This window comes from Candidatus Methanosphaera massiliense (genome assembly GCF_028890305.1).
Lineage (GTDB): Archaea > Methanobacteriota > Methanobacteria > Methanobacteriales > Methanobacteriaceae > Methanosphaera > Methanosphaera massiliense.
Genome location: NZ_JARBXM010000001.1, coordinates 721081 through 742472, shown reverse-complemented (window position 1 = coordinate 742472; position 21392 = coordinate 721081). Strand labels below are relative to the sequence as shown.

Annotated in this window: 18 protein-coding genes; 9 read left to right on the top strand and 9 right to left on the bottom strand. The window is 27.3% G+C overall.

What is annotated here, in order from left to right; genetic code table 11:
* Positions 1-856: 856 nt before the first annotated feature.
* Complete coding sequence (locus OTK55_RS03590; RefSeq protein WP_274870651.1) at positions 857-1465, bottom strand: hypothetical protein; 609 nt, start codon at positions 1463-1465, stop codon at positions 857-859.
* A 1390-nt stretch (positions 1466-2855) separates the two neighbouring features.
* Here OTK55_RS03590 and OTK55_RS03585 point away from each other — a divergent pair.
* The 3 genes from OTK55_RS03585 (at position 2856) to OTK55_RS03575 (ending at position 6942) form a co-directional block, all read left to right on the top strand.
* Complete coding sequence (locus OTK55_RS03585) at positions 2856-4646, top strand: transglutaminase-like domain-containing protein (RefSeq protein ID WP_274870650.1); 1791 nt, start codon at positions 2856-2858, stop codon at positions 4644-4646.
* A 15-nt stretch (positions 4647-4661) separates the two neighbouring features.
* Complete coding sequence (locus tag OTK55_RS03580) at positions 4662-6143, top strand: hypothetical protein (protein WP_274870649.1); 1482 nt, start codon at positions 4662-4664, stop codon at positions 6141-6143.
* 580 nt (positions 6144-6723) lie between these two features.
* Complete coding sequence (locus tag OTK55_RS03575) at positions 6724-6942, top strand: hypothetical protein (protein ID WP_274870648.1); 219 nt, start codon at positions 6724-6726, stop codon at positions 6940-6942.
* A gap of 479 nt (positions 6943-7421) precedes the next feature.
* On the opposite strand, the gene OTK55_RS03570 is transcribed toward OTK55_RS03575, so the two are convergent.
* The 4 genes from OTK55_RS03570 to OTK55_RS03555 form a co-directional block, all read right to left on the bottom strand.
* Positions 7422-7637: a DUF2180 family protein gene (locus tag OTK55_RS03570; protein WP_274870647.1), complete on the bottom strand. Its 216-nt coding sequence runs from the start codon at positions 7635-7637 to the stop codon at positions 7422-7424.
* Between the two features lie 174 nt (positions 7638-7811).
* Positions 7812-8228, bottom strand: coding sequence for a hypothetical protein (locus tag OTK55_RS03565; protein ID WP_274870645.1), 417 nt, complete (start codon positions 8226-8228; stop codon positions 7812-7814).
* 448 nt (positions 8229-8676) lie between these two features.
* Positions 8677-8973 (bottom strand): hypothetical protein, encoded by a 297-nt coding sequence (locus OTK55_RS03560; protein ID WP_274870644.1) that lies wholly within the window; start codon positions 8971-8973, stop codon positions 8677-8679.
* A gap of 134 nt (positions 8974-9107) precedes the next feature.
* Positions 9108-9536 carry a hypothetical protein gene (locus OTK55_RS03555; protein ID WP_274870643.1) on the bottom strand — a complete coding sequence of 143 codons (429 nt, stop codon included), beginning with the start codon at positions 9534-9536 and terminating at the stop codon, positions 9108-9110.
* A gap of 572 nt (positions 9537-10108) precedes the next feature.
* Here OTK55_RS03555 and OTK55_RS03550 point away from each other — a divergent pair.
* The 6 genes from OTK55_RS03550 (at position 10109) to OTK55_RS03525 (ending at position 14513) form a co-directional block, all read left to right on the top strand.
* Positions 10109-11956, top strand: a complete 1848-nt coding sequence (locus tag OTK55_RS03550) for a hypothetical protein (protein ID WP_274870641.1) — start codon at positions 10109-10111, stop codon at positions 11954-11956.
* Positions 11957-12175: 219 nt separating this feature from the next.
* Positions 12176-12655 (top strand): hypothetical protein, encoded by a 480-nt coding sequence (locus OTK55_RS03545; protein ID WP_274870640.1) that lies wholly within the window; start codon positions 12176-12178, stop codon positions 12653-12655.
* 1 nt (position 12656) lies between these two features.
* Entirely contained in the window at positions 12657-13139 is a 483-nt protein-coding gene (locus tag OTK55_RS03540) for a pyridoxamine 5'-phosphate oxidase family protein (RefSeq protein WP_326520466.1), read from the top strand.
* A 95-nt stretch (positions 13140-13234) separates the two neighbouring features.
* A complete protein-coding gene (locus OTK55_RS03535) occupies positions 13235-13717 on the top strand; it encodes a pyridoxamine 5'-phosphate oxidase family protein (RefSeq protein ID WP_326520465.1) in 483 nt (160 codons plus the stop codon).
* A 128-nt stretch (positions 13718-13845) separates the two neighbouring features.
* Entirely contained in the window at positions 13846-14169 is a 324-nt protein-coding gene (locus OTK55_RS03530; protein WP_274870639.1) for a hypothetical protein, read from the top strand.
* A gap of 11 nt (positions 14170-14180) precedes the next feature.
* A complete protein-coding gene (locus OTK55_RS03525; RefSeq protein WP_274870637.1) occupies positions 14181-14513 on the top strand; it encodes a hypothetical protein in 333 nt (110 codons plus the stop codon).
* A gap of 184 nt (positions 14514-14697) precedes the next feature.
* Here the strand turns inward: OTK55_RS03525 and aspS are convergent, their stop codons facing one another.
* The 4 genes from aspS to OTK55_RS03505 all read right to left on the bottom strand — a co-directional run bounded on the left by aspS (position 14698) and on the right by OTK55_RS03505 (position 21029).
* On the bottom strand, positions 14698-16017 hold the full coding sequence (gene aspS / locus OTK55_RS03520) for an aspartate--tRNA(Asn) ligase (RefSeq protein ID WP_274870635.1): 1320 nt from the start codon (positions 16015-16017) through the stop codon (positions 14698-14700).
* 171 nt (positions 16018-16188) lie between these two features.
* Positions 16189-17412: a histidinol dehydrogenase gene (hisD, locus tag OTK55_RS03515; protein WP_274871760.1), complete on the bottom strand. Its 1224-nt coding sequence runs from the start codon at positions 17410-17412 to the stop codon at positions 16189-16191.
* Positions 17413-17724: 312 nt separating this feature from the next.
* Positions 17725-19332, bottom strand: coding sequence for a thermosome subunit alpha (gene thsA / locus OTK55_RS03510; RefSeq protein WP_274870633.1), 1608 nt, complete (start codon positions 19330-19332; stop codon positions 17725-17727).
* 308 nt (positions 19333-19640) lie between these two features.
* On the bottom strand, positions 19641-21029 hold the full coding sequence (locus OTK55_RS03505) for a P-loop NTPase family protein (protein ID WP_274870630.1): 1389 nt from the start codon (positions 21027-21029) through the stop codon (positions 19641-19643).
* Positions 21030-21392: the final 363 nt, after the last annotated feature.

The window sequence follows — 21392 nt, the reverse complement described above, 5'->3', positions numbered from 1 at the left end:
ACAATATAAAAAGATAATTTAAACAAACAATTACATTTTGAGATACCGTACCAATATAAAGAATTAAGAAATATTCAAATAATCTAATAATCCATCCGATAAATACTACTTTTAAACCTAATTTATACTTTTTATAACATAATAAATAAAGACCTGAGAAAGGTAATAATAAAATATAAAATGCATGATATATAGTTAAAATATAATACAATAAAGATAATGCAACTAAAAATAATACAAAAGGAGTTATAATAAATAAAATTACTCCTATAGTATCATTATATTTATTAGAATTTATTTCCTCATCATCTAATATTATAAACGATTTCTAAATCAATAATAACACATCATATGAGAGATATAACCATATTAAACAAATTACACCCACAATTATTAAAGATTCAATACTATTATTCAAATAAAATAAAGAGTTATCTAAATATTTTATAAAATACACAAATTGAAATAAAGATAATAAACTAAAAAAAATACCCATATGAATTCTATAATTATAATTAAATTTCATAATATACCACCTAAATAATAATCCCAATAGGAAGTAGAATTCACATATAATAAATTAAACATTATAAAACTACTTTTCCTTTCAAATGTCATAATATAACTCCAATTTAAATAAATTCAACCAATATCCTGTTAAATCATTATCAGGAAGATATTTATTAACTTCATCTTCTGGCATTAAATAACCCTCACCATTATATTCCTCAAATGTTACATTCGATTTATCAAAAGAAAAATTATTCCTGACTTTGACAGTTATAACTCCTTTTATACCATCATCTTTTGTAATTACATATTTTCAACCTAGATTATACCTTCTATTCTATACCAGTTACATGTTTCCTAATTTATCTTCTCTCTCCTTGATATTAGTTTTATCCCCTGATGATTCTGAATTAAATCTTGTATAATATAATAATGCTGTTTCATTAAACCATAAAGCTAAATATATGCATTCAATACCAAATAAAATAAAAAGTAATATTTCTAATAGGGTATTATAATTATAAAAGATAATTATAACATATACTATATATTCAACTATTTTGAAAAAAACATCAATAAAGAAAATTTTCAACCCTTTTTTATAATCTTCCAAATAAATCAATCCCAAACCACACAGAGGAATCCAAAAAATATCTTTATTTAAGAGATTATAATAAACTGCAAATACTACTGCCATTACAATTATAAATATTTTATATGATTTCAATGGTTTTAGCTTATCAGAATATAACTTGTTAATTTCCACTGTTTTTTTAACTATAGGAATTTTATCCCTTAAAATATAACATGAAGACATCCATACGACAGAAAACATTAACAGATTAATACCAATATTTAACATGTCCTCTACATAATATACTAAAAAAGTATAGAAAATAAGAGGAAAAAGTGTTAAAGTAAATACAATAAATTCACTTTTTCTTTCAGATATCATAATATTTAACTCCTTTTATCCTTCTGTTTACAGAAATAATCCTTTATTTGAATAGTATTATTCTGAGATGTTGTTTTAACTGATTTATTTCCTCTTGTTCTAGTTTCAGTATGTTTTTTGTTTGATACTTTTTTTACAGATTGTTTGTAATCTGTTTTTTGATTGTTTTGTTGTTTAATAGATATATTAACATTTGTATCTGTGCTTTTTATGTGATTTATATTGGAATCAGTTCAATTATGTTCTGATAAATCATCTGTATTTACAGCAGATACAGCAGTGATAGTTAATATTAAAATCAAAAGAAAACAAAATAATTTCCACTGATATTTCATGAAAAAATCGCCTCATATTCCTTTAAATATAACGTTTTAAATTAAATTAATTAAAAAAAATTAAATTAAACTAAAACTTACTTAATATTTTATTTAAAGTTATATATATATAAATATCTAAAAAATAAATATTTAATAAACAAATAAAACAATAAACACGAGATTTCTATTAAATAAATAAAATAAACCTTAAAAACCAGTTAACCATCCCTTTTTTTATACTTTATTGATATACTTTATTGAGGATTGATAAAAATTGACTTTATATGAAGTCTATTTTTTTATATAAGTTTAATTGGTCTAAAAGCCATGAAAAATTATTGGTCGTTTTAGATTAGTGAATGTTTTTTTTGTTGATGTTTTTGTGGAACTTATCAGATAAAATCCTGTAATTATAAATCATCATGTCCACATATTATTGGTATTAAAAATTTTATCATCGTCCTATTTATTAATTTCTGACTAATAGCTCCTTTGAAAACATGAACAAAAACTAGAGGTAACACCATTATAAGAAAGTTAATGATATACAAAGAGAAATACATTAAAAAATATCCATGTAATACCAATTATCCAAGTCTAAAGCCTATAAAATTTATTAAAAGATGAGAATTTACTTGTCTTCTCAAAAATCCTAGAAATTAGAACAACAGTATTCATGACATTCACAAAAATAATATACATAACAGAAATATTCAAAGAAACTAAAAATCAAAAAAGAAGACAGTTACCTAAAATAATTCAGTAAATTTTCCTCCAACCCAAAATACCCTTATTTTATTAAATAACTATTTTTATAAAAATACATATAATAGATTAAAATTCAAAAATATAACACTCTTATATTTTAATATGTCTTTAATCCAGAAAAAAATATTGATTTAAAGTATAACTTATATAAAAGAGTATATATAAAAGAAAAACATATTATTACATAGATATTTTAGTTAAAAACACTAAAATATCCATAAAATCAATATCAGAGACTTTAATTAACACAACTTGATATTATTTTAATTTATTATTACTTAAAATATATTATATGAGGAATTAAGATGAAATATAATAAAATACTTCTATTCTTCATAGTAATTATATTAACAATAGTATCAGTTAATGCAACTGACATAAATAATAATTCAACAATTACTGCTAATAATAATTACATAGAACCGCATAATTCACTTGAAAACGGATTTAATGAAGAATATACAAGTAACTCTAAAGAAATACAGAATAATACAGAAATAGACAATAATTACTTTTATGATGATTCTATAGATGTTATAGATAATATTACGGATATTGATGAAAACAAAAGTATAACAGATTATCCAAGAAAAGTAAGTAATCAAAATAATAATAACAAATCAAATATTACTATAAATTTAAAGGATTATACTGCATACGCGGGTAAAACAATAATTATTAATGCAACTGTTAAAACAACAAATAATACCCCAGTAACATCAGCAAAAGTAGCATTTAAAGTTAATGGAAAAACACAGGCACATTTAAACGTGACTAATGGAACAGTGCTATATAATTTTAAAGTACCTCAATGGAGTGCGAAAAAATATAATTTAACACTAGTAGTGGGGGAAACAAGTAATACTAACTCATTATCCAAAAATAGTACATTAACATTATATCGATTGAACACAACAATAAAAACAAGTTATTTAACCTTTGCTCAAAGAAATACAATGAGTTATATTAATGCCACTATATGTGACCAAAATAATCAAAAAGTATATACGGGTAAATTAGCATTAAAAATTGATGGAAAAACCATAGCCAATCTTAATACTACAACAGGAATCATTAATTATAATTTTACGCCTACTCAAAGTATAGGTACACATAACGTAACTATAATCTATGGAGAAAACACGTTCTTCAATTATAATGAAAGCAATGTTAAAATAAGAATAATTAATACAACAGTTCATAATTATACAACAGCACAGATAATAGAAGCAGCTAATCGTGTGAAAAAATATCATGATAAATTTAAAACACTGCCAAAATATGTAGTGATAAATAATAATGACGTTACAATGTATGACTTTTTATACTTAATGTGTCAATCATTAATATCCAACAGTTCTTTATCTGAGGGAAACTTTCAACCAGAAAGTATCATAAAAGAAAATATAACTGCTGGAAAAATATATAAAGAGGAATACCTAAAATTAGCAAAAACAATCACTCAATCTATTGCAAATAATGGTGTTGTACCTGGTTATATTAACACATCATTAGGACAGCTAAGTTTAAATTCAACAATAGATGGGTATTCAAGAGCATTAGCTTTTGAATATAATAACAACAGATTACCAAATTACACTGCATACAATGAAAGTACATATTCAAAACCTCAAGTAAACACCACAGACCCCTACTTATTACCTTCAAAAAATTGTCAGTCCAATAGTTCAATAATAATTAATTTAGCAAGAAAACTAACAAATAATTGCACTTCATTATATTCTAAAGCCAACGCATTATTCCTCTTTGTACGAAATAATATAAGTTACGAGAATTATGGTAATACAAGAAAAGGTGCATTGGAAACATTATCTACTAAATTAGGCAATTGTTGTGACCAAGCACATTTATTAATAGCACTACTAAGAGCTAGTGGCATAAAAGCGGGATATGCTCATGCACAATGTTACTTCTATAATTCTAAAAAAGTAACAGGACATGTTTGGTGTAAAATATACCTAAACAATACATGGGTAGATGCAGATCCAACAAGTAATAGTAACACTATTGGACATACATCTAGTAATGAAATAAGAACATGGAATCAAAAATTATTATCAGAATTACCATTTTAAGGAGTGTGATTTAATATGTGGAAAAAAATAATACCAATTTTAATAATTATAGCTATTATAGGCGCTACATCAGCATATTATTTTGAAAATAATAAAACAACTACTAATCCCGGTAGTAATAGCCCTAGCGACATATTAAATACTGCAAGTAGCATGATAACACATGATCAAAATAATATAACTTCAAAACCTCATAATACTATGAACAATATCATTACAACTACAACACAAAACAATCCAATAAAAAAGGAATATGAAAATTCAAACAAAGACATAACATCGGAAAGTCAGAATATAATCGACAATATTATTAACACAGCAGAATCTAACCAAACAGGAACAATCTATCAAAATATAACCACAAACCCAAACAATTTACCTGCAAATACAAATAACCAAAATCCAAATAATTTAACTGGCAATAAGAATATAGTTAAAACAGTATTAAATGGATCAATACATAATGTACAGGAACCAAACAATATATATAAATATGATTACCAAAAAGGCGGTGACCCAACCATACCATCAACAGATTATAATAAAACAATAATCACACATAACAGTACTGGAGACTTTAAATACAATATTACTGCAGGTCAAGCATTACAACTAGTACAGAAAAAGTATCCTAATACTGATTGGACATATGTTAGTGTAACATACTATTCAAAAATCCCAGAAATTGTAGTAACCGACTCCCGTAATAACACCTATATTGAAGTTAGTCCAAATGGTGAGCTAATGGGAGGTTACTCTGTGGATGAAGTAGTACCAGACCAGAAAACAAATAAAGAATACAAATATGATTACCAAAAAGGCGGTGACCCAACCATACCATCAACAGATTATAATAAAACAATAATCACACATAATAGTACTGGAGACTTTAAATACAATATTACTGCAGGTCAAGCATTACAACTAGTACAGAAAAAGTATCCTAATACTGATTGGACATATGTTAGTGTAACATACTATTCAAAAATCCCAGAAATTGTAGTAACCGACTCCCGTAATAACACCTATATTGAAGTTAGTCCAAATGGTGAGCTAATGGGAGGTTACTCTGTGGATGAAGTAGTACCAGACCAGAAAACAAATAAAGAATACAAATATGATTACCAAAAAGGTGGCGATCCAACCATACCATCAACAGATTATAATAAAACAATAATCACACATAATAGTACTGGAGACTTTAAATACAATATTACTGCAGGTCAGGCATTACAACTAGTACGGAAAATGTATCCTAATACTGATTGGACATATGTTAGTGTAACATACTATTCAAAAATCCCAGAAATTGTAGTAACCGACTCCCGTAATAACACTTATATTGAAGTTAGTCCAAATGGTGAGCTAATGGGAGGTTACTCTATGGATGAAGTAGTACCAGACCAGAGTACTATTGAAAATAAAACAAACAACAACTATCAAGAGATAAACAATAATAACTACTCTAACAATTATAGTGATAATTATTCTGGATGATAAATAAAGAATATGTAGTTCTTTTGACTACATAATCTTTTTTTTATTTAATTAGGTTTAAATCTAATTTTTTATATATTTAAATAACTACTTTTATTAAATTAATTTTTGATTTATTTTGTTAAGATTAGGACAGGTAATTTTTTTTATTAGTTTTGTTTTTCATGTATTGAGGTGTGGGTATGGTTTTTCATATTTACACTTGAAATTGTTTTCTAGTATTATCTTTTGTTGTTGTTTGGGGTATATGGCGTGTTTGATTTTTAGGTTGAAGTAGTGTATTTTTGCGGTGAGATTTTTTGTTTTTGGTTTTATTTGTATTTTTGCTTCGTAATATCTATGTATAACGAATCAAAAATGCTTTTTTTTCAAGAAAATACAACAAAAAAACAAGAACATCAGAAAAGCAAAAAACTCCTTTTTACTATAAAAAGTAAAAAAATAACAAAGATACATATATATATATTACCTCATACAAAATAAGAATGATAATATACAATAGTTAGTAATATTGTATTATTATTAACTTGTATTAGATAAACTCCCTATTAAATAAACAATGTTGAAAAAGGTGAAAGATATGGAAAACAAAATATTAGCAGCAATAATTTCATTATTCCTTCCAGGAATAGGTCAATATCTATTAGGTAAAGGAAATAACTGGATAATCCTATTTGTAGTTATACTAATCATCGATATTATACTCGCAGCGCTTCTAGGAGGAGCAGGAACATACATAGCAGGACTCATCGGAATTATATTTGCACTTGATGCATATTGTGGATGGATAAATATATAATAATCTAAAAAACTAATTCTTCCATTTTATTTCTTTTTTTATACAAATTTCAAACACACAACTAATTTTAATAAAAAATAATACCACCTAGTCTAGCTTCCTAAAACATAAAATATTAATCACTTGATATATATGTAATATATGTAAAAATATAAAATAATAAAAATATTCTAAAGTCTTTAAAAAAATTAGAAATAGTTATAGAAATATATAATAATAGGTTTCAATGTTCATTATAAATGGATAATTAGTATAACATTATATTTATTCTTTGAAGCAGATACCTACTTCAATGGATTAACATAAAAAATTACAAAACAAGCCCTGTTCATTTTTTATAATTATTAAAATTAATTTAACTAGTATTATATCAAAAAAATAACATTATTTTCAATATTGATGATAAAATACTGGTTAAATGGAAAAAAATAAAATTAAAAAAGAAAAATAGAAATTTTTTAATATATGGATAAAAAAGATTACTTTTCACTTGCTTGTAAAGCTTCGTAGCATCTTTTACATAAGATCCTAGGTAAAGTTACATCTAATTTCTCTGCTGGGAATGGGTATCCTCCAGTCCACATTTCAATTTCTTCGCGTACTATGTGATCTTCACATAATCCCATACCACACACTATACATATTGCTACTGCTTCTGTGTCCTTTCCTTCTTGAGCACATACATAACATTTCATGATTAATTCCTCCTTAATGATTATATTGTAAATTAGAATATATAAAATTATGTTTAATAATAACAGACGTTGAATTATTATTTACAACTAAAAATAAAAAAGATTAACAAATGTTTAATATATTCAATGGAGAAAAATAATAAAAAAATATATGGAAAAAAGATTATGAAATAATCAATATGATGAATCGATTCTTAAATTATCAGAGCCAGTATAATTAAAATTATTATCTCTAACTATATGAGAAAAACTATTATTTAAGTTAAAAGCCCTGTTAAATGGATTATTTGGATTTTTAAAGAAGTCCTGACCATCAGACAGATTATTGTAAATAATTTGTTCTAACTTTAGACGTTTTATTTCATTATATACATATTCTTTATATGTTTCATTGTCTGAATCATTTCTTAGTTCTTCTAAAATGTTAATCTGCTGGCTGATTGTTTCATTTTCATCCGGAATTTGCAATCCACTATTTGAAACATTTTGAAATCCTGAGTAACTGTTACCTGCAGCAGAAACTGTACTTATTGCTAATAGACTTGTTACAAGTAATGTAAATAAAAACATGATTTTAGATTTATTTTTCATATTTGCTGTTCCTTAATAATGTTTATGTCATAAATATGATTTTCTTATAATGTACTATTTTTATATGTTTACATATATATGATTTGGTATTTTTTTAATATTTTTACTTAGTTCATATTATGAGAAATAATATTCTCTAAAATAAATAAAATGAATTTTAAAAACTAATAATAATATCCAAAAATACTTATAATTACTTAGTATACTTTAATATTAAGATATATCATTATATAATCATTAATAGATTGAATAAAGTATGTATATTTTTTTGCGATGATTTTAATCTCATTATTTAATAGTTTAAAACTCTTTGTAATCTGGAATATTAAAGATTATAAATTAATTCCCTAAAAAATCATCCCTTTATTAAATAAAAATTAAGTATATACACCATAACATAGAAATAATAAAAAAATAGTTAAATCCTGTATATAAAAAAAGTTAAAATTTAGATATCTAAACTCTTCAATGATGACTTAGTCATATCCTTAGATAATTGATACAACTCTTCTGCTTCTTCTTCTTTTGAATAATAAATTTTATCGTTCTGTGGATTATAGTAAGGATAATTTTCTCTTACATAAACCGTAATACCATTATAGGTTGTTTCAATATAATCCCCAGCTTCTTCCAAACTGTAAACTTTACTAGTTTCTCCTGAGTTATTATCTGATGCTGTATTATGTACCGAAGAAGTACCTGGATTACTAAGACCTTTTAAAATATTAGATAGTCTTGAATTCATTTAAATCGCCTTTATTATAATATAGCTTTGAGTATAGAAAAATTATGTTATACTATATTTCTGTTATATACTACTATGTTAAAAATTGTATATAAAATATCCCATTATTAATACAAATATATTTAAAAGTATTATTATTTATGTTCAAGATAATCAAGAATAGACGTAGAAGAATCCCATACAATTGATTCATCATCATCTGAAGCACTAACGGGTGCATTCAAATAATTAATAATTTCCGATAAATCATTAAACATCACATCATAATCAGCACTATACGAAAGATAATTAAAACCACTTTCATCAAGATTTAATGTGATAACAATACGTTCCTGATTAAAATAACGGTTTATAAAATAATATACTATATTCAGAAGTCCAAATGAAAACCAAAATGTTAGAATAAACAAGACTACATGGATTAATAAATTACCATAGATTGGCCTTTCCAAACAAAACATATTATTCTCATGAGCAATAATACGGTAATTATTATCAAGATATGTCTGAACAAGATGTCTAAAATCATTATCAGTATATACATGATGTCTATGAACTTTCATAATTATCAACATAAAAAACAAATAGTCTATTATTATATATAACAGTAAACTAAAATAATACTTTTCATTAAGAAAAGACTACAGAAAGATAAAATTAGGTCAATAAATAGGAAATAAACCGTTTTAAGTAGAGTATAATAAAATTAATAACTCCTACATTAGACATAAAGATTATATATATTTAATAATAAAGGAATTCATGTGCAATAATCTAATTACGCTTTAAATTATTCAAATATTTAAATTATAGATATTTAGACCTGTATAAATGAATTAAATATTTAAAGAGGATATATTCTAGAATATATTCTTTAAATAGGAATCATGCACACTCACAATAAAAAAAAGGAGATAAAAATATAAAAAAAATAAAATTAATACAGCAAATAGTTCTGTTCAGTTTAATAATCCTCTTATGCTGTGGAGCAATATATGCTACAGACAGTAACACAACAAACTCAAATAATACAGAAATTACTCATACAAATCATCATCCCAATAACCTCAGCAATACATATAAACAAGTAAAAACAGAGAATAATAATTACAATATATACCATAATAAAAGTGTAGTGCCTTCTAACACTTCAGAAAAAAATTATACTAATCACAACCAATCAACAAGTGAACCATGGGACATAGAGACACCAGTACCTGTAACAGCCAATATTAAGGGCGCATACACGCAATTTAGTGATGGTTATTGGGCTTATTGTATTGATGAATCAAAAGATGCTGCACGAGTAAATGAATCATATACTAGATATAAGTTAACAAATGAAACTAGTATAAATGAATTATATACTCCAAATGTCAATGTTCTACCGTATATTAAATTATTCATGGTAAATCATTGTAATGACCCTGATTTCATAAATTCAGTAAATGTCCATCAATCAAACAGAGAAGTTATTGAAGGATTTACAGCATACGATATTTTACAATACAATAACGGTACATTAAATGATGAAGTAGATCAAGAATGGTTTGACAGAGAAATAAGTGACAAGGTTGTAGGTTATTATATAAATGAAACTATAAACATGTATAAAACACTAAATAAGGATATAGCAAACTATGGTATCTACGTTCAACCTAATGGTACAACAATAGCATATCAATTCCTAATCTATAAACCAGATTCTAATGTATTTCAAAACTACATAACTATCAACTACAAAGTAGTAGAAAAAAACTCATTATCATGGGCATGGAAAGTACTCAACAAAACAATAACCCATGATAACATTACAGAAATAACTGTATCCATACCATATAATACAACAGAGACATACTATACAAATGAAACAGTACAAGTACCATATAATACAACAGAGACATATTATACAAATAAGACAATACAAGAACCCTATAATACAACAGAGACATATTATACAAATAAGACAGTACAAGTACCATATAATACAACAGAGACATATTATACAAATAAGACAATACAAGAACCATACAATACAACAGAAATATATTATACAAATAAGACAATACAAGAACCATACAATATAACAAAGACGTATTATACAAATAAGACTATACAGATACCATATAATAACACAATTAAACATTATAATACCACAAATACAACAAAACAGCCGATAGAACACAAAAATATAAGAACTATCAATAACATGCCTAACAATATAAACAGAAATAAGGGTATTAATACAAAAATAATCACAAAACCAACTAATTCAACACAATTTATAAAATCAAATCTAAAACCAAGACAACATAATATAACTATAATAAATAAAAATAATACTAAATATATAACCAAAACAATACAGGTAGCACATAATCAGACAATAACTCTTTATAGGACAAAAATTGTACAAGTTGCTAATAACAGAACAGTAACTAAATTTAAAACAATAACCGTAGAAGTACCGCACAATAGAACCATAACTACATACAAAAATGAAACACGACAAGTAGCACATAACAGAACAATATTATCTTACCAAAATAAAACAGTGCAGGTAGCAAATAATAGAACTATAACCTATTATGCAAATAAAACAATGCAAGTAGCACATACACATGTTGTAACAAAATATAGGGAAGAAATAAGAAAAGAAAATCATCCATATACAACATCAAGTTATGTTTTATACATTTATCTATTATATTTAAATGGTAACTTAACATATGACCAACTTGTAGCAATTTTAGGAACATCCACAGCACAACATTTATTTGATTCAAATGGTACAATAATGCTTGAATATAATGATATTACAGATATACCAGGTAGTATAACTGTGGAAGGTACTAATTCATCAGTAGTTATTCATCCAACTAGTGATAATGTGGATTTAAATAATCCTGAAGGATTATCTGATGATTCATTGAATTCTAATGAAAAACTTATTGATGCAGGAATAGTAAATGCAGAATACTAAATAGGTGGAAGGAATCTCAAATACTTTCCATCCTATTTTTACTCTTTTTTTGGGAATTACTGAATAATTAACTTAGTATAAACAACCAAGTACTTTATTCAATTATTAAATAGTCTTTAATTTCATTTATTGAATTAATAGTCTCCCTTATTATGAGAGAAAAAATAATAAAAAATATTTTTTACTTAAATTTACATAAAATAGATTAAAGTGATAAATATGGAAATTAATTTAGATTCACTAAATGGTGATTTAGATTTAGATGTTAATTCTAATTGTAAAAAGTTATCATTTAATCTATTAGATGAAGGTAAACTAAGATATGTGTTCCGTTCATGTTCTAAAATTACGCCTTTTGGATACATTATTATTCCAAGATACATATTTGATTTTGCAAAGTATTATGACGTGATAAATGACCTATATGCTATAAAAAAAGATAGTACTACATGGTATATAACCAACAACACTAAAGAGAATAATAAAATCAACATAATTGATGAAAATGAGGATCAATATTACATAGGTATTAATAAAGACCTCATAGAAAAATATAAGAAAAAGCATGAAGAAGAATATAAAAGAAGTAGAATGCCCTTCCATGAAGAACAAGTATCCTATAAATTACAAGTAAGTACAGATAAATTAAGCCATGAAACTATATACACATTAGAAGTATACTTAAAAGAAAGAGAATAGAATTCTAAAAATTAGTATTAAGGGAGGAATTATTATAAGAAGAAAAGATCTAGAAGTTACAGATTTTAACGAGATAGTAAATTTTATTGATTCATCAGAGGTTGTTAGATTAGGCCTTAAAGATGATGATTATGCATATGTTGTTCCATTAGCTTTTGGATATGAAGTAGTGAATAATGAAATTATTATATATATTCATTCAGCTAGTGAAGGTCATAAAATAGATTTGATTAACAGAAATTCAAATGTTTTCGTTGAATTTGATAATATCATCAGATTTTATGACATTACCTGTAAATATAACTCTGTCATGGCTCATGGTCATGCCGAATTAGTTGAAGATATTGAAGATAAAACTCATGCGTATAAATTAATGTTAAAGCATTGTAAATTAGAATATAACGAAATCAACAAAATAGCAGAGTGTCCAGCTATTGTTTATAAAATTATTCTGAAGGATATTACAGCTAAATATCATGAATAACAACATAAATATTCTTTTTAGTACATACTGTATTTTAAAAATTATATTTAAAGCGTATTATCTTTATTAATATCATTAAACAAAATCTATAATGTATAATAAAAATTAGTATTAAGGGAGGAATTATTATAAGAAGAAAAGATCTAGAAGTTACAGATTTTAACGAGATAGTAAATTTTATTGATTCATCAGAGGTTGTTAGATTAGGCCTTAAAGATGATGATTATGCATATGTTGTTCCATTAGCTTTTGGATATGAAGTAGTGAATAATGAAATTATTATATATATTCATTCAGCTAGTGAAGGTCATAAAATAGATTTGATTAACAGAAATTCAAATGTTTTCGTTGAATTTGATAATATCATCAGATTTTATGACATTACCTGTAAATATAACTCTGTCATGGCTCATGGTCATGCCGAATTAGTTGAAGATATTGAAGATAAAACTCATGCGTATAAATTAATGTTAAAGCATTGTAAATTAGAATATAACGAAATCAACAAAATAGCAGAGTGTCCAGCTATTGTTTATAAAATTATTCTGAAGGATATTACAGCTAAATATCATGAATAACAACATAAATATTCTTTTTAGTACATACTGTATTTTAAAAATTATATTTAAAGCGTATTATCTTTATTAATATCATTAAACAAAATCTATAATGTATAATTAGATTAATAAAATAAAGGTGAAATTTAATGATAGAAACATATGAATATAATCTTACAGACATGGATAATGATTCCTTTTTTTTAAAATGTAAGGTAGAATATGACACTAACAATGATTATAACACCAACTATTACTTTTTTGATGGTGATAAATGGCTTAAAGATTTCATAGACCTCAATAAGTTATCACCAAACGACAAGGCTAGTCGAGATGAATTTGAGGATTTTGTAACAAGAGTACATGATTATATGGTTCATGGAAACATATGGAAGGATTTAAAAGCAATGAACGACAAACAAACAACTGATAAAGAACAATATAAGTTACATATTATCGCAAATAAATTATAGAGGTTGTAGTCTTGTCTGTTAAGGAGATTGAATGTATCATATTAGATGATAAATATGAAGATGATGATTTTGAAATCAATGCAAAAATAGTTACACAGCCCCCTAAAACACCTGAATTATATGCGTGGGATGGCTTTGAATGGAGTGTTAAAGGTTTTAACAGAGTATATACTAATAGAAACAGTCAGTATGATTATGATGAATTCCTGGAAAGAATCTATAAATTAAGAGATACAGGATTACTCTACGAGATTGCATATGACTTAGAAGTAGATCAGAGTTATTTCTTCAAGGAAGAAAGAATATACTTATATATAGAATCTAAAAAGATACTCGATGAATAATCACCCATTCATCTTCTTTTACCTAACAAGGAATAAATACTAATTTTTTATAGGAATAATAGTTATAATATCCTCTTTTTTTAAAACAAGTGCTGATTTTTTTTATTTAAGGTTTAATTCTGGAAAAAAAATAATTAAATTAGAAAATGGTGGTTAGTTTTAGAAGTGTAAACCCTACACCTGCTTAAGGTGTGAGTCGTCTTCTGTCTCTTGGGAATAATACTGTTTCTCTTATGTTTTTAGAACCTGTAAGAACCATTGTAAGTCTATCTGCACCCATCCCCCATCCAGAGTGTGGTGGCATACCATACTTGAATGCTTCAAGGTATTTCTCGAATGAATCAGGATTTAAATCTTTAGCTTCTAATCTAGAGTATAATAAATCATAATCATGTATACGTTGTGATCCACTTGATAACTCTAGGTCTCTGTACATTAAATCGAATGATGTACTTATTTCAGGGTCTTTTGTACTTGGCATTACATAAAATGGTTTAATAGACATTGGCCATTCTGTGATGAAATAGTAACTACCCATTTCTTCTCCTAATACTTTTTCTGCTGCTCTGCTTAAGTCATCACCATAGTTCATTTCAACATCATGACTGTTTACAATATCAAGTACTTTATCATAGGATACTACTGGGAATGGTTCTGTTGGTATGTCTAATTCATGACCTAAATCTTCTAGTTCTTTAGCACAGTTTTCTTGTATGTTAGCTAGAATTGTTTTTATTAAACTTTCTAGTGTGTTCATTGCATCTTCCTGGCTTCTGAAGGACATTTCTGCATCTATGGATAATGCTTCGTTTAAGTGTCTTAGTGTATCATGTTCCTCTGCTCTGAAGATTTGACCTATTTCAAATACATTGTCCAGTCCTGTTGCCATCATCATTTGTTTGTATAATTGTGGGCTTTGTCCTAGGAATGCTTCTTTTTCAAAGTAGGTGATTGGGAATAATTCTGTTCCACCCTCTGTTGCTGATGCTACTAGTTTTGGTGTTGTTATTTCTGTGAAATCATGGTCATAGAAGTAGTTACGTGCTGTGTGTAACATTTGACTTTTTATTTTGAAGATTGCACTTACATCATGTTTTCTTATATCTATGAATCTTGAATCTAATCTTGTGTCTAGTTCTGCATCTACTTTTTCTGTTGTATCTAATGGTAGGGGTAGCTGTGCTACGTTGATTATATCTATGTTTGAAGGAATTATTTCAATTCCATTTGGTGCTTTTGGTGATTTTTGTACTGTTCCTGTTACTGTGATGATTGTTTCTTTTCTTGCAGCTCTGATATCTTCCATCATTTCAGCTGATACTTTTTTACTTGGAGCTGTTATCTGTGTTATTCCATTTTTATCTCTTAGTAATAGGAATACTATTCCACCAAGGTCTCTTATCTCGTGTACCCATCCAGTTACTTTTACTGTTTCTCCCTCGTTTTCTGGGCTTATCTGGTTTGAGTAGTGTGTTCTTTTACATTTATCGAATATGTCTGTCAAGTTTTCACCTAATTTATATTTTATATGATTTAAATAAAAATAATAAAGTATTAATATTTATATTTGTTTTTCTTGATTGATATAATTTATTTATGTTATTTCATAATAGGATTATTTGATTCCTGTTATTATTATTAAAAAAAATAGTAATTAATGAGAATATGAAAAGTTTTATTCTATATCCTCAGCACGTTTCTTTATGGATAATGCATGTGCGTATAATCCTTCTGCTTCAGCTAGGTTTACTACCATATCTTTTATGTTCATAACGCCCTCTGGTGATAGTTCCTGTATGGTTGGTTTTTTGATGAATGAATCAGCTGATAGTCCGGAGTACATTCTTGCACCACCACTTGTTGGTAATACGTGGTTTGTACCTGAACCATAATCTCCACCAGCTACTGGTGTAAGATTACCTAGAAATATTGATCCAGCATTATTAATGGATTCTAATGTTTTATAGTAGTCTTCAGTTACTATTACTAAGTGTTCTGGAGCATATGCATTAGTAAAGTCAATTGCATCTTGCATGTTATCTGCTACTAGTATGTGACTGTATTTTGTTAGTGATTCTTCTATTATTTCCTTTCTTTCTTGTTCTTCCAGGTACTGTTTCACATATTTAACAGTTTCTTCTGCTACTTCACGTGATGTTGACACCATTATTGTTGCTGCATTAGGATCGTGTTCTGCCTGTGATAGTAATTCTGTTGCCATGTATGATGGATTAGCTGTATGGTCAACTAGTGCTAACATTTCTGATGGTCCTGCTGGGAATTCTATGTCTACATCACCATAGACTAGTTTTTTTGCTGTTGCTACGAATATATTTCCTGGACCTACTATTTTATCTACTGATGGTATTGTTTCAGTGGAGTATGCCATTGCTGCAATTGCCTGTGCTCCTCCTACTTTGTAGATTTTATCTGCTCCTGCAATGTATGCTGCTGCTAGTATTTCATTACTTATGTTTCCATCTTTATCAGGAGGTGTGCAACATATTATTTCCTTTACTCCAGCTATCTTTGCTGGTATTACTGTCATTAATATTGATGATGGGTATGCTGCCCGTCCGCCTGGAATATAACATCCGACACGTTCTAATGGTCTTATTATTTGTCCTGCTTTAACACCATCTTTTACTGTCATTGTCCAGTCTGATGGTATTTGTGCTTTATGGAATTTACTAATATTTTCTGCAGCGTCTTCTAATGCTTGTCTTAGTTTTGGACTAATATGATTAACACTATCTTTTATTGTTTCAACAGGTACCATTAAGTCGGTTATATCTGCTTTATCAAATTTAAGAGTGTAGTCATGTAGTGCTTTGTCTTTATTTTCTTGTACATTGGCTATTATTTCTTGTACTGGTTGTATTACTTCGTTTGAATTCATTTGAATTCTTTGTGTATATTTTGAGAAGTCCTCTCTTTTTAAATCTATTATTTCTAGCAATTTAATCCTCCAGAATACATTAATAAAATATTATAATTAAATATATCTTTTTTAATACTATTAAAAATATGCTATAATATGACTAATTATGTAATTTATCTTAAAAAAAGCCTAGATAACTCTATATTTAAATTGTTAATATAAAAATTAAATATTATTTATAATAGGGCGATTATGTGTATTGGATAAATAGAATAAGGTTTATTTAAGAAGAAGGGATGAATTATCCTTCATTCTTAAGTGTTTCCATCTCTACATGTATGGGTTTGGTGTTCCAGGCATGTCTCCTCCTACTGGAGTTTCTGGTTTTGTAGCTACTACATCATCAATACGTAGTATTTCACATGCTATTTCTGTTGCACCTGATACTATTTCGTCTTCAGAGTTTTTAGAGTCAAGTACTCCATCATCTTTCATGTTGGATACTTCTCTTTTTATGACGTTTATACCCATGTTTGTTGATTTTTCTTGTGCTGCTAGTAATTCTGTTGTTACATCGATTGTATCCATTCCAGCATTTTTAGCTAGTGCTACTGGTAGTTGTTCTAGTGCTTTTGCGTATGCTGCTACTACTAGTTGTTTTTTATCTTCAAATTGGTTTGCATATTTCTTTAATGCTTTGGATGCTGCAATAGCTGCTGCTCCTCCACCTGGAAGTGCTTTGTTTTCTTTTCTTGCTTTTATTACTGCACCAATTGCATCGTTAATTGCTTGTTCTAGTTGGTCAGTGACGTGTTTTGTACTTCCTCTTACGATTATGTTTAAAACACCAGGGTATTTACAACCTTCTATGAAAATGTATTCTCTGTCTTCAAATACTTCTCTTTCATATACGTGTTCCGCTTCTCCGATATCATCAGGAGTTAGTTCACGTACATTATTTACAATGTTTGCTCCTGTTGCTTTGGATAATCTTCTGAGGTCTCCTGCTTTTACTCTTTTAGCTGTTAATATTCCAGCTTTTGTTAGGTAGTGTTGTCCGAGGTCACTGATTTTTTTGTTGTTGAATAAAACGTTTGCACCAGAGTCTACTATTTTTTGTACTTCTTCTTTTAGCATTTCTGCTTCTTTATCAAGGTAGGATTGGTATTCTCCCGGTGTTGTTAGTTTTATTTTTGCATCGTTTTGTAGTTCTCTTGCATCTATTGGGTATTGTAGTAATGCTATTTTAGCGTTTTTAACATCTTTTGGCATTTCTGATTCTACGACGTTTTTATCTACTGTGATTGATTCAGAAATCTCGGTATCTTCTGTTGCTTCACCGTGGATTTTTCTTATTTTAATCATGTCTTGATCTATTTCACCGTCTTTTTCTACATCTAATAGTGCTTCTACTAGTTCTGTTGCCATTTTGTCGATATTTCTAAATGAGCCTTTTCCAGTCATTGATGTTCTTGCTATGTTTATTAGTTCTTCTTTGTCTGTTGTGATTGCGATGTCATTGAATACTTCTAGTGTTTTGTTTCTTGCTTCGTGGAATCCTTTTTCTATTGTTGATATTGGTATTCCTTGTTCTATTAATTCTTCAGCTTGTTTTAATATTTCTCCAACTAATACTACTGCTGTTGTTGTTCCATCCCCAAAATCTTCTTCTTGTGATTTTGCTAAATCTACAATCATTTTTGCTGCTGGATGATCTGGTTCTGTTTCTTTTAGTATTGTATAACCATCATTGGTTATTTTAACATCACCAATAGTGTTTACTAACATTTTGTCCATTCCTCTTGGACCTAATGTTGTTTTTAGTGCGTTGGATAATATTTTAGCTGCCATTATATTGTTTCTAGTTGCCTGGCTTCCGCTTTTTCTTGTGGATCCATCAGCTAGAATGATTAATGGTTGTTGGTTTTGTCTTGCCATATTAATTATCCTCCAATTTTAGATATTACTGATAAATTCATTAAATTTATTTTATAGACTGATTATTTATTTTTTATGAATTTTTAGATGAATAATATCCTAAAAAAACCGTGTTTCATAGACTGATATAAAATTTTTGATAATTAATAAAATATTCATGAAAATAATTTTTCTTAAATATTATTCTTTCCAACTGTTATTATAATATATATTTATCTATATATATAGTTAATGATTATAACGGTGTTTGAACTTATATAAATACTTTATGGTTTTCTATTAAAAAAAAAATAAAAATAATCAAATAATTAATTATTCTTATCATTAAAGTATTCAACAGCATCATGAACTAAATTCATAATAGATTTATCAAGATTATAACTTGAATCAATTGGAATAGGAATATTATCACAGTAAACTACTTTTAAACCTTTTTGAAGAGCATCTTTAGTGGCAACATCTACAGCTGCAGCTTTAAGTTCTGTTAACATGATATCTACTTTGTCAATATTGTCTTCAATATCTTTCTGAAGTAGTGGTCTATTAGATAAGTTAGATGAAATAGCAACCACGTTACAATTAAAGTTTTCCTCTAAATATTCTTTTAATAAATGTTGAACAGATTCTGGAGCTGTGGTAGCAAATAATATATTCTTACCCTCAATTGAATCAACAGGATGAGGCCTAAATATTGTAGGAACAATATCAGCACTAGGATTAATAGCGTGAATCTCTTTTAGTAATAAATCTAATTTATCTGGAGAGCAGATTTCTTCATCACACATTGTTATGATAACAAGGTCAGCTAATTTAATTCTATATGGTCCAAAGAACTCAGTGATAGTGTCAATAGGCTGATTAGCACCAACTAATACTATTTCTTTATCGGTTTTTATTGGTGGAATTGCAGATCCGCTACCTTCTATGGCTATTAAGTTAGTGTCTAATGCATTTGTCATCCTTGCACCTTCAACCATGTTTGTGATATATACCTTTCCTGCCATACCTCCAGCACATCTACGGCAGCCTACTGTTAATACTCTGCTCATTAGAGCATCTTCCCAGTGATCTGATGCTGCATGTAAACCTTTATCTGATTGTTCCATAAGATATTCTGGTGTTAGTTTTATCTTATCACCATGTACTATTTCCGGAATTTCGGGTCCACCTCTACCCATTGCAACTACACATGGCGTGAATTTATCTTCCTTGTTGATTAATCTTGCAGTGTATGCTGATACTGCTGTTTTTCCTATTCTTTTACCTGTTCCTATTATTTTATATGATGGATTTTTTAGAACTTCCTCTTCCTTAAGTGGCTTGAATTCAAAATCTGGACCCTTATATATTACTCCTTCCTGTAGAACTACTGTTGCTATCTTAAATCTTTTACCATAATTTACAACTGGTTCATCTGATAAGTCTATTACAATATCTGGATTGTATTTTTCTATTGATTTTTTTATTAAATCATAGGGGATTAGTTTATGATCTTCTCCAAATATTACTGGCTTATTGAAGAATTCAGATATCACATCTACATTGCTATCTCTTAGTTTTTCTGTTCCACCTATGAATAATAGTAATTCTACTTCATATCCTTTTGATTCTATTTTATTTATTGCTGATTTTGTTACAGGAAAGTAATGTTCTCCATCTACAAGACATATTACTTTTTTAGAGTTTTCTTTTTCCATGTTAACTGTCTCCAACTTTTTATCTCTATATATGATATATTACATTTACTTGTAAAATAATTTATCAATTGTCAAGTTAGAATTCATAAATAGTGAAAAGTTACACTTGAAATATACGTCTGGATGTGAATAAGAACAGTAAAAATAAAATACATTACCACAATAGAAAACAAGAATAGGAACCCTGATTACAAATGAAAAAATATATATTATTGTTTTTAAATATAATTATATATACTATTTCATGATGAAAACTTAATATAATATATTAAGTATAAGAAACGGACATTATCTGAAAAATCATAATAAAGATGGATAATGAATAATATAACGATTCATAGAAAATTAACAGGAGGGAACATC

Excerpts from the sequence above, each read along its gene's own strand:
- OTK55_RS03580 (WP_274870649.1), top strand. The coding sequence starts at position 4,662 with ATGTGGAAAAAAATAATACCAATTTTAATAATTATAGCTATTATAGGC.
- OTK55_RS03505 (WP_274870630.1), bottom strand. The coding sequence starts at position 21,029 with ATGGAAAAAGAAAACTCTAAAAAAGTAATATGTCTTGTAGATGGAGAA.
- OTK55_RS03545 (WP_274870640.1), top strand. The coding sequence starts at position 12,176 with ATGGAAATTAATTTAGATTCACTAAATGGTGATTTAGATTTAGATGTT.
- OTK55_RS03570 (WP_274870647.1), bottom strand. The coding sequence starts at position 7,637 with ATGAAATGTTATGTATGTGCTCAAGAAGGAAAGGACACAGAAGCAGTA.
- OTK55_RS03555 (WP_274870643.1), bottom strand. The coding sequence starts at position 9,536 with ATGAAAGTTCATAGACATCATGTATATACTGATAATGATTTTAGACAT.
- OTK55_RS03590 (WP_274870651.1), bottom strand. The coding sequence starts at position 1,465 with ATGATATCTGAAAGAAAAAGTGAATTTATTGTATTTACTTTAACACTT.
- thsA (WP_274870633.1), bottom strand. The coding sequence starts at position 19,332 with ATGGCAAGACAAAACCAACAACCATTAATCATTCTAGCTGATGGATCC.
- OTK55_RS03560 (WP_274870644.1), bottom strand. The coding sequence starts at position 8,973 with ATGAATTCAAGACTATCTAATATTTTAAAAGGTCTTAGTAATCCAGGT.
- OTK55_RS03585 (WP_274870650.1), top strand. The coding sequence starts at position 2,856 with ATGAAATATAATAAAATACTTCTATTCTTCATAGTAATTATATTAACA.
- hisD (WP_274871760.1), bottom strand. The coding sequence starts at position 17,412 with ATGAATTCAAACGAAGTAATACAACCAGTACAAGAAATAATAGCCAAT.
- OTK55_RS03575 (WP_274870648.1), top strand. The coding sequence starts at position 6,724 with ATGGAAAACAAAATATTAGCAGCAATAATTTCATTATTCCTTCCAGGA.
- OTK55_RS03565 (WP_274870645.1), bottom strand. The coding sequence starts at position 8,228 with ATGAAAAATAAATCTAAAATCATGTTTTTATTTACATTACTTGTAACA.
- OTK55_RS03530 (WP_274870639.1), top strand. The coding sequence starts at position 13,846 with ATGATAGAAACATATGAATATAATCTTACAGACATGGATAATGATTCC.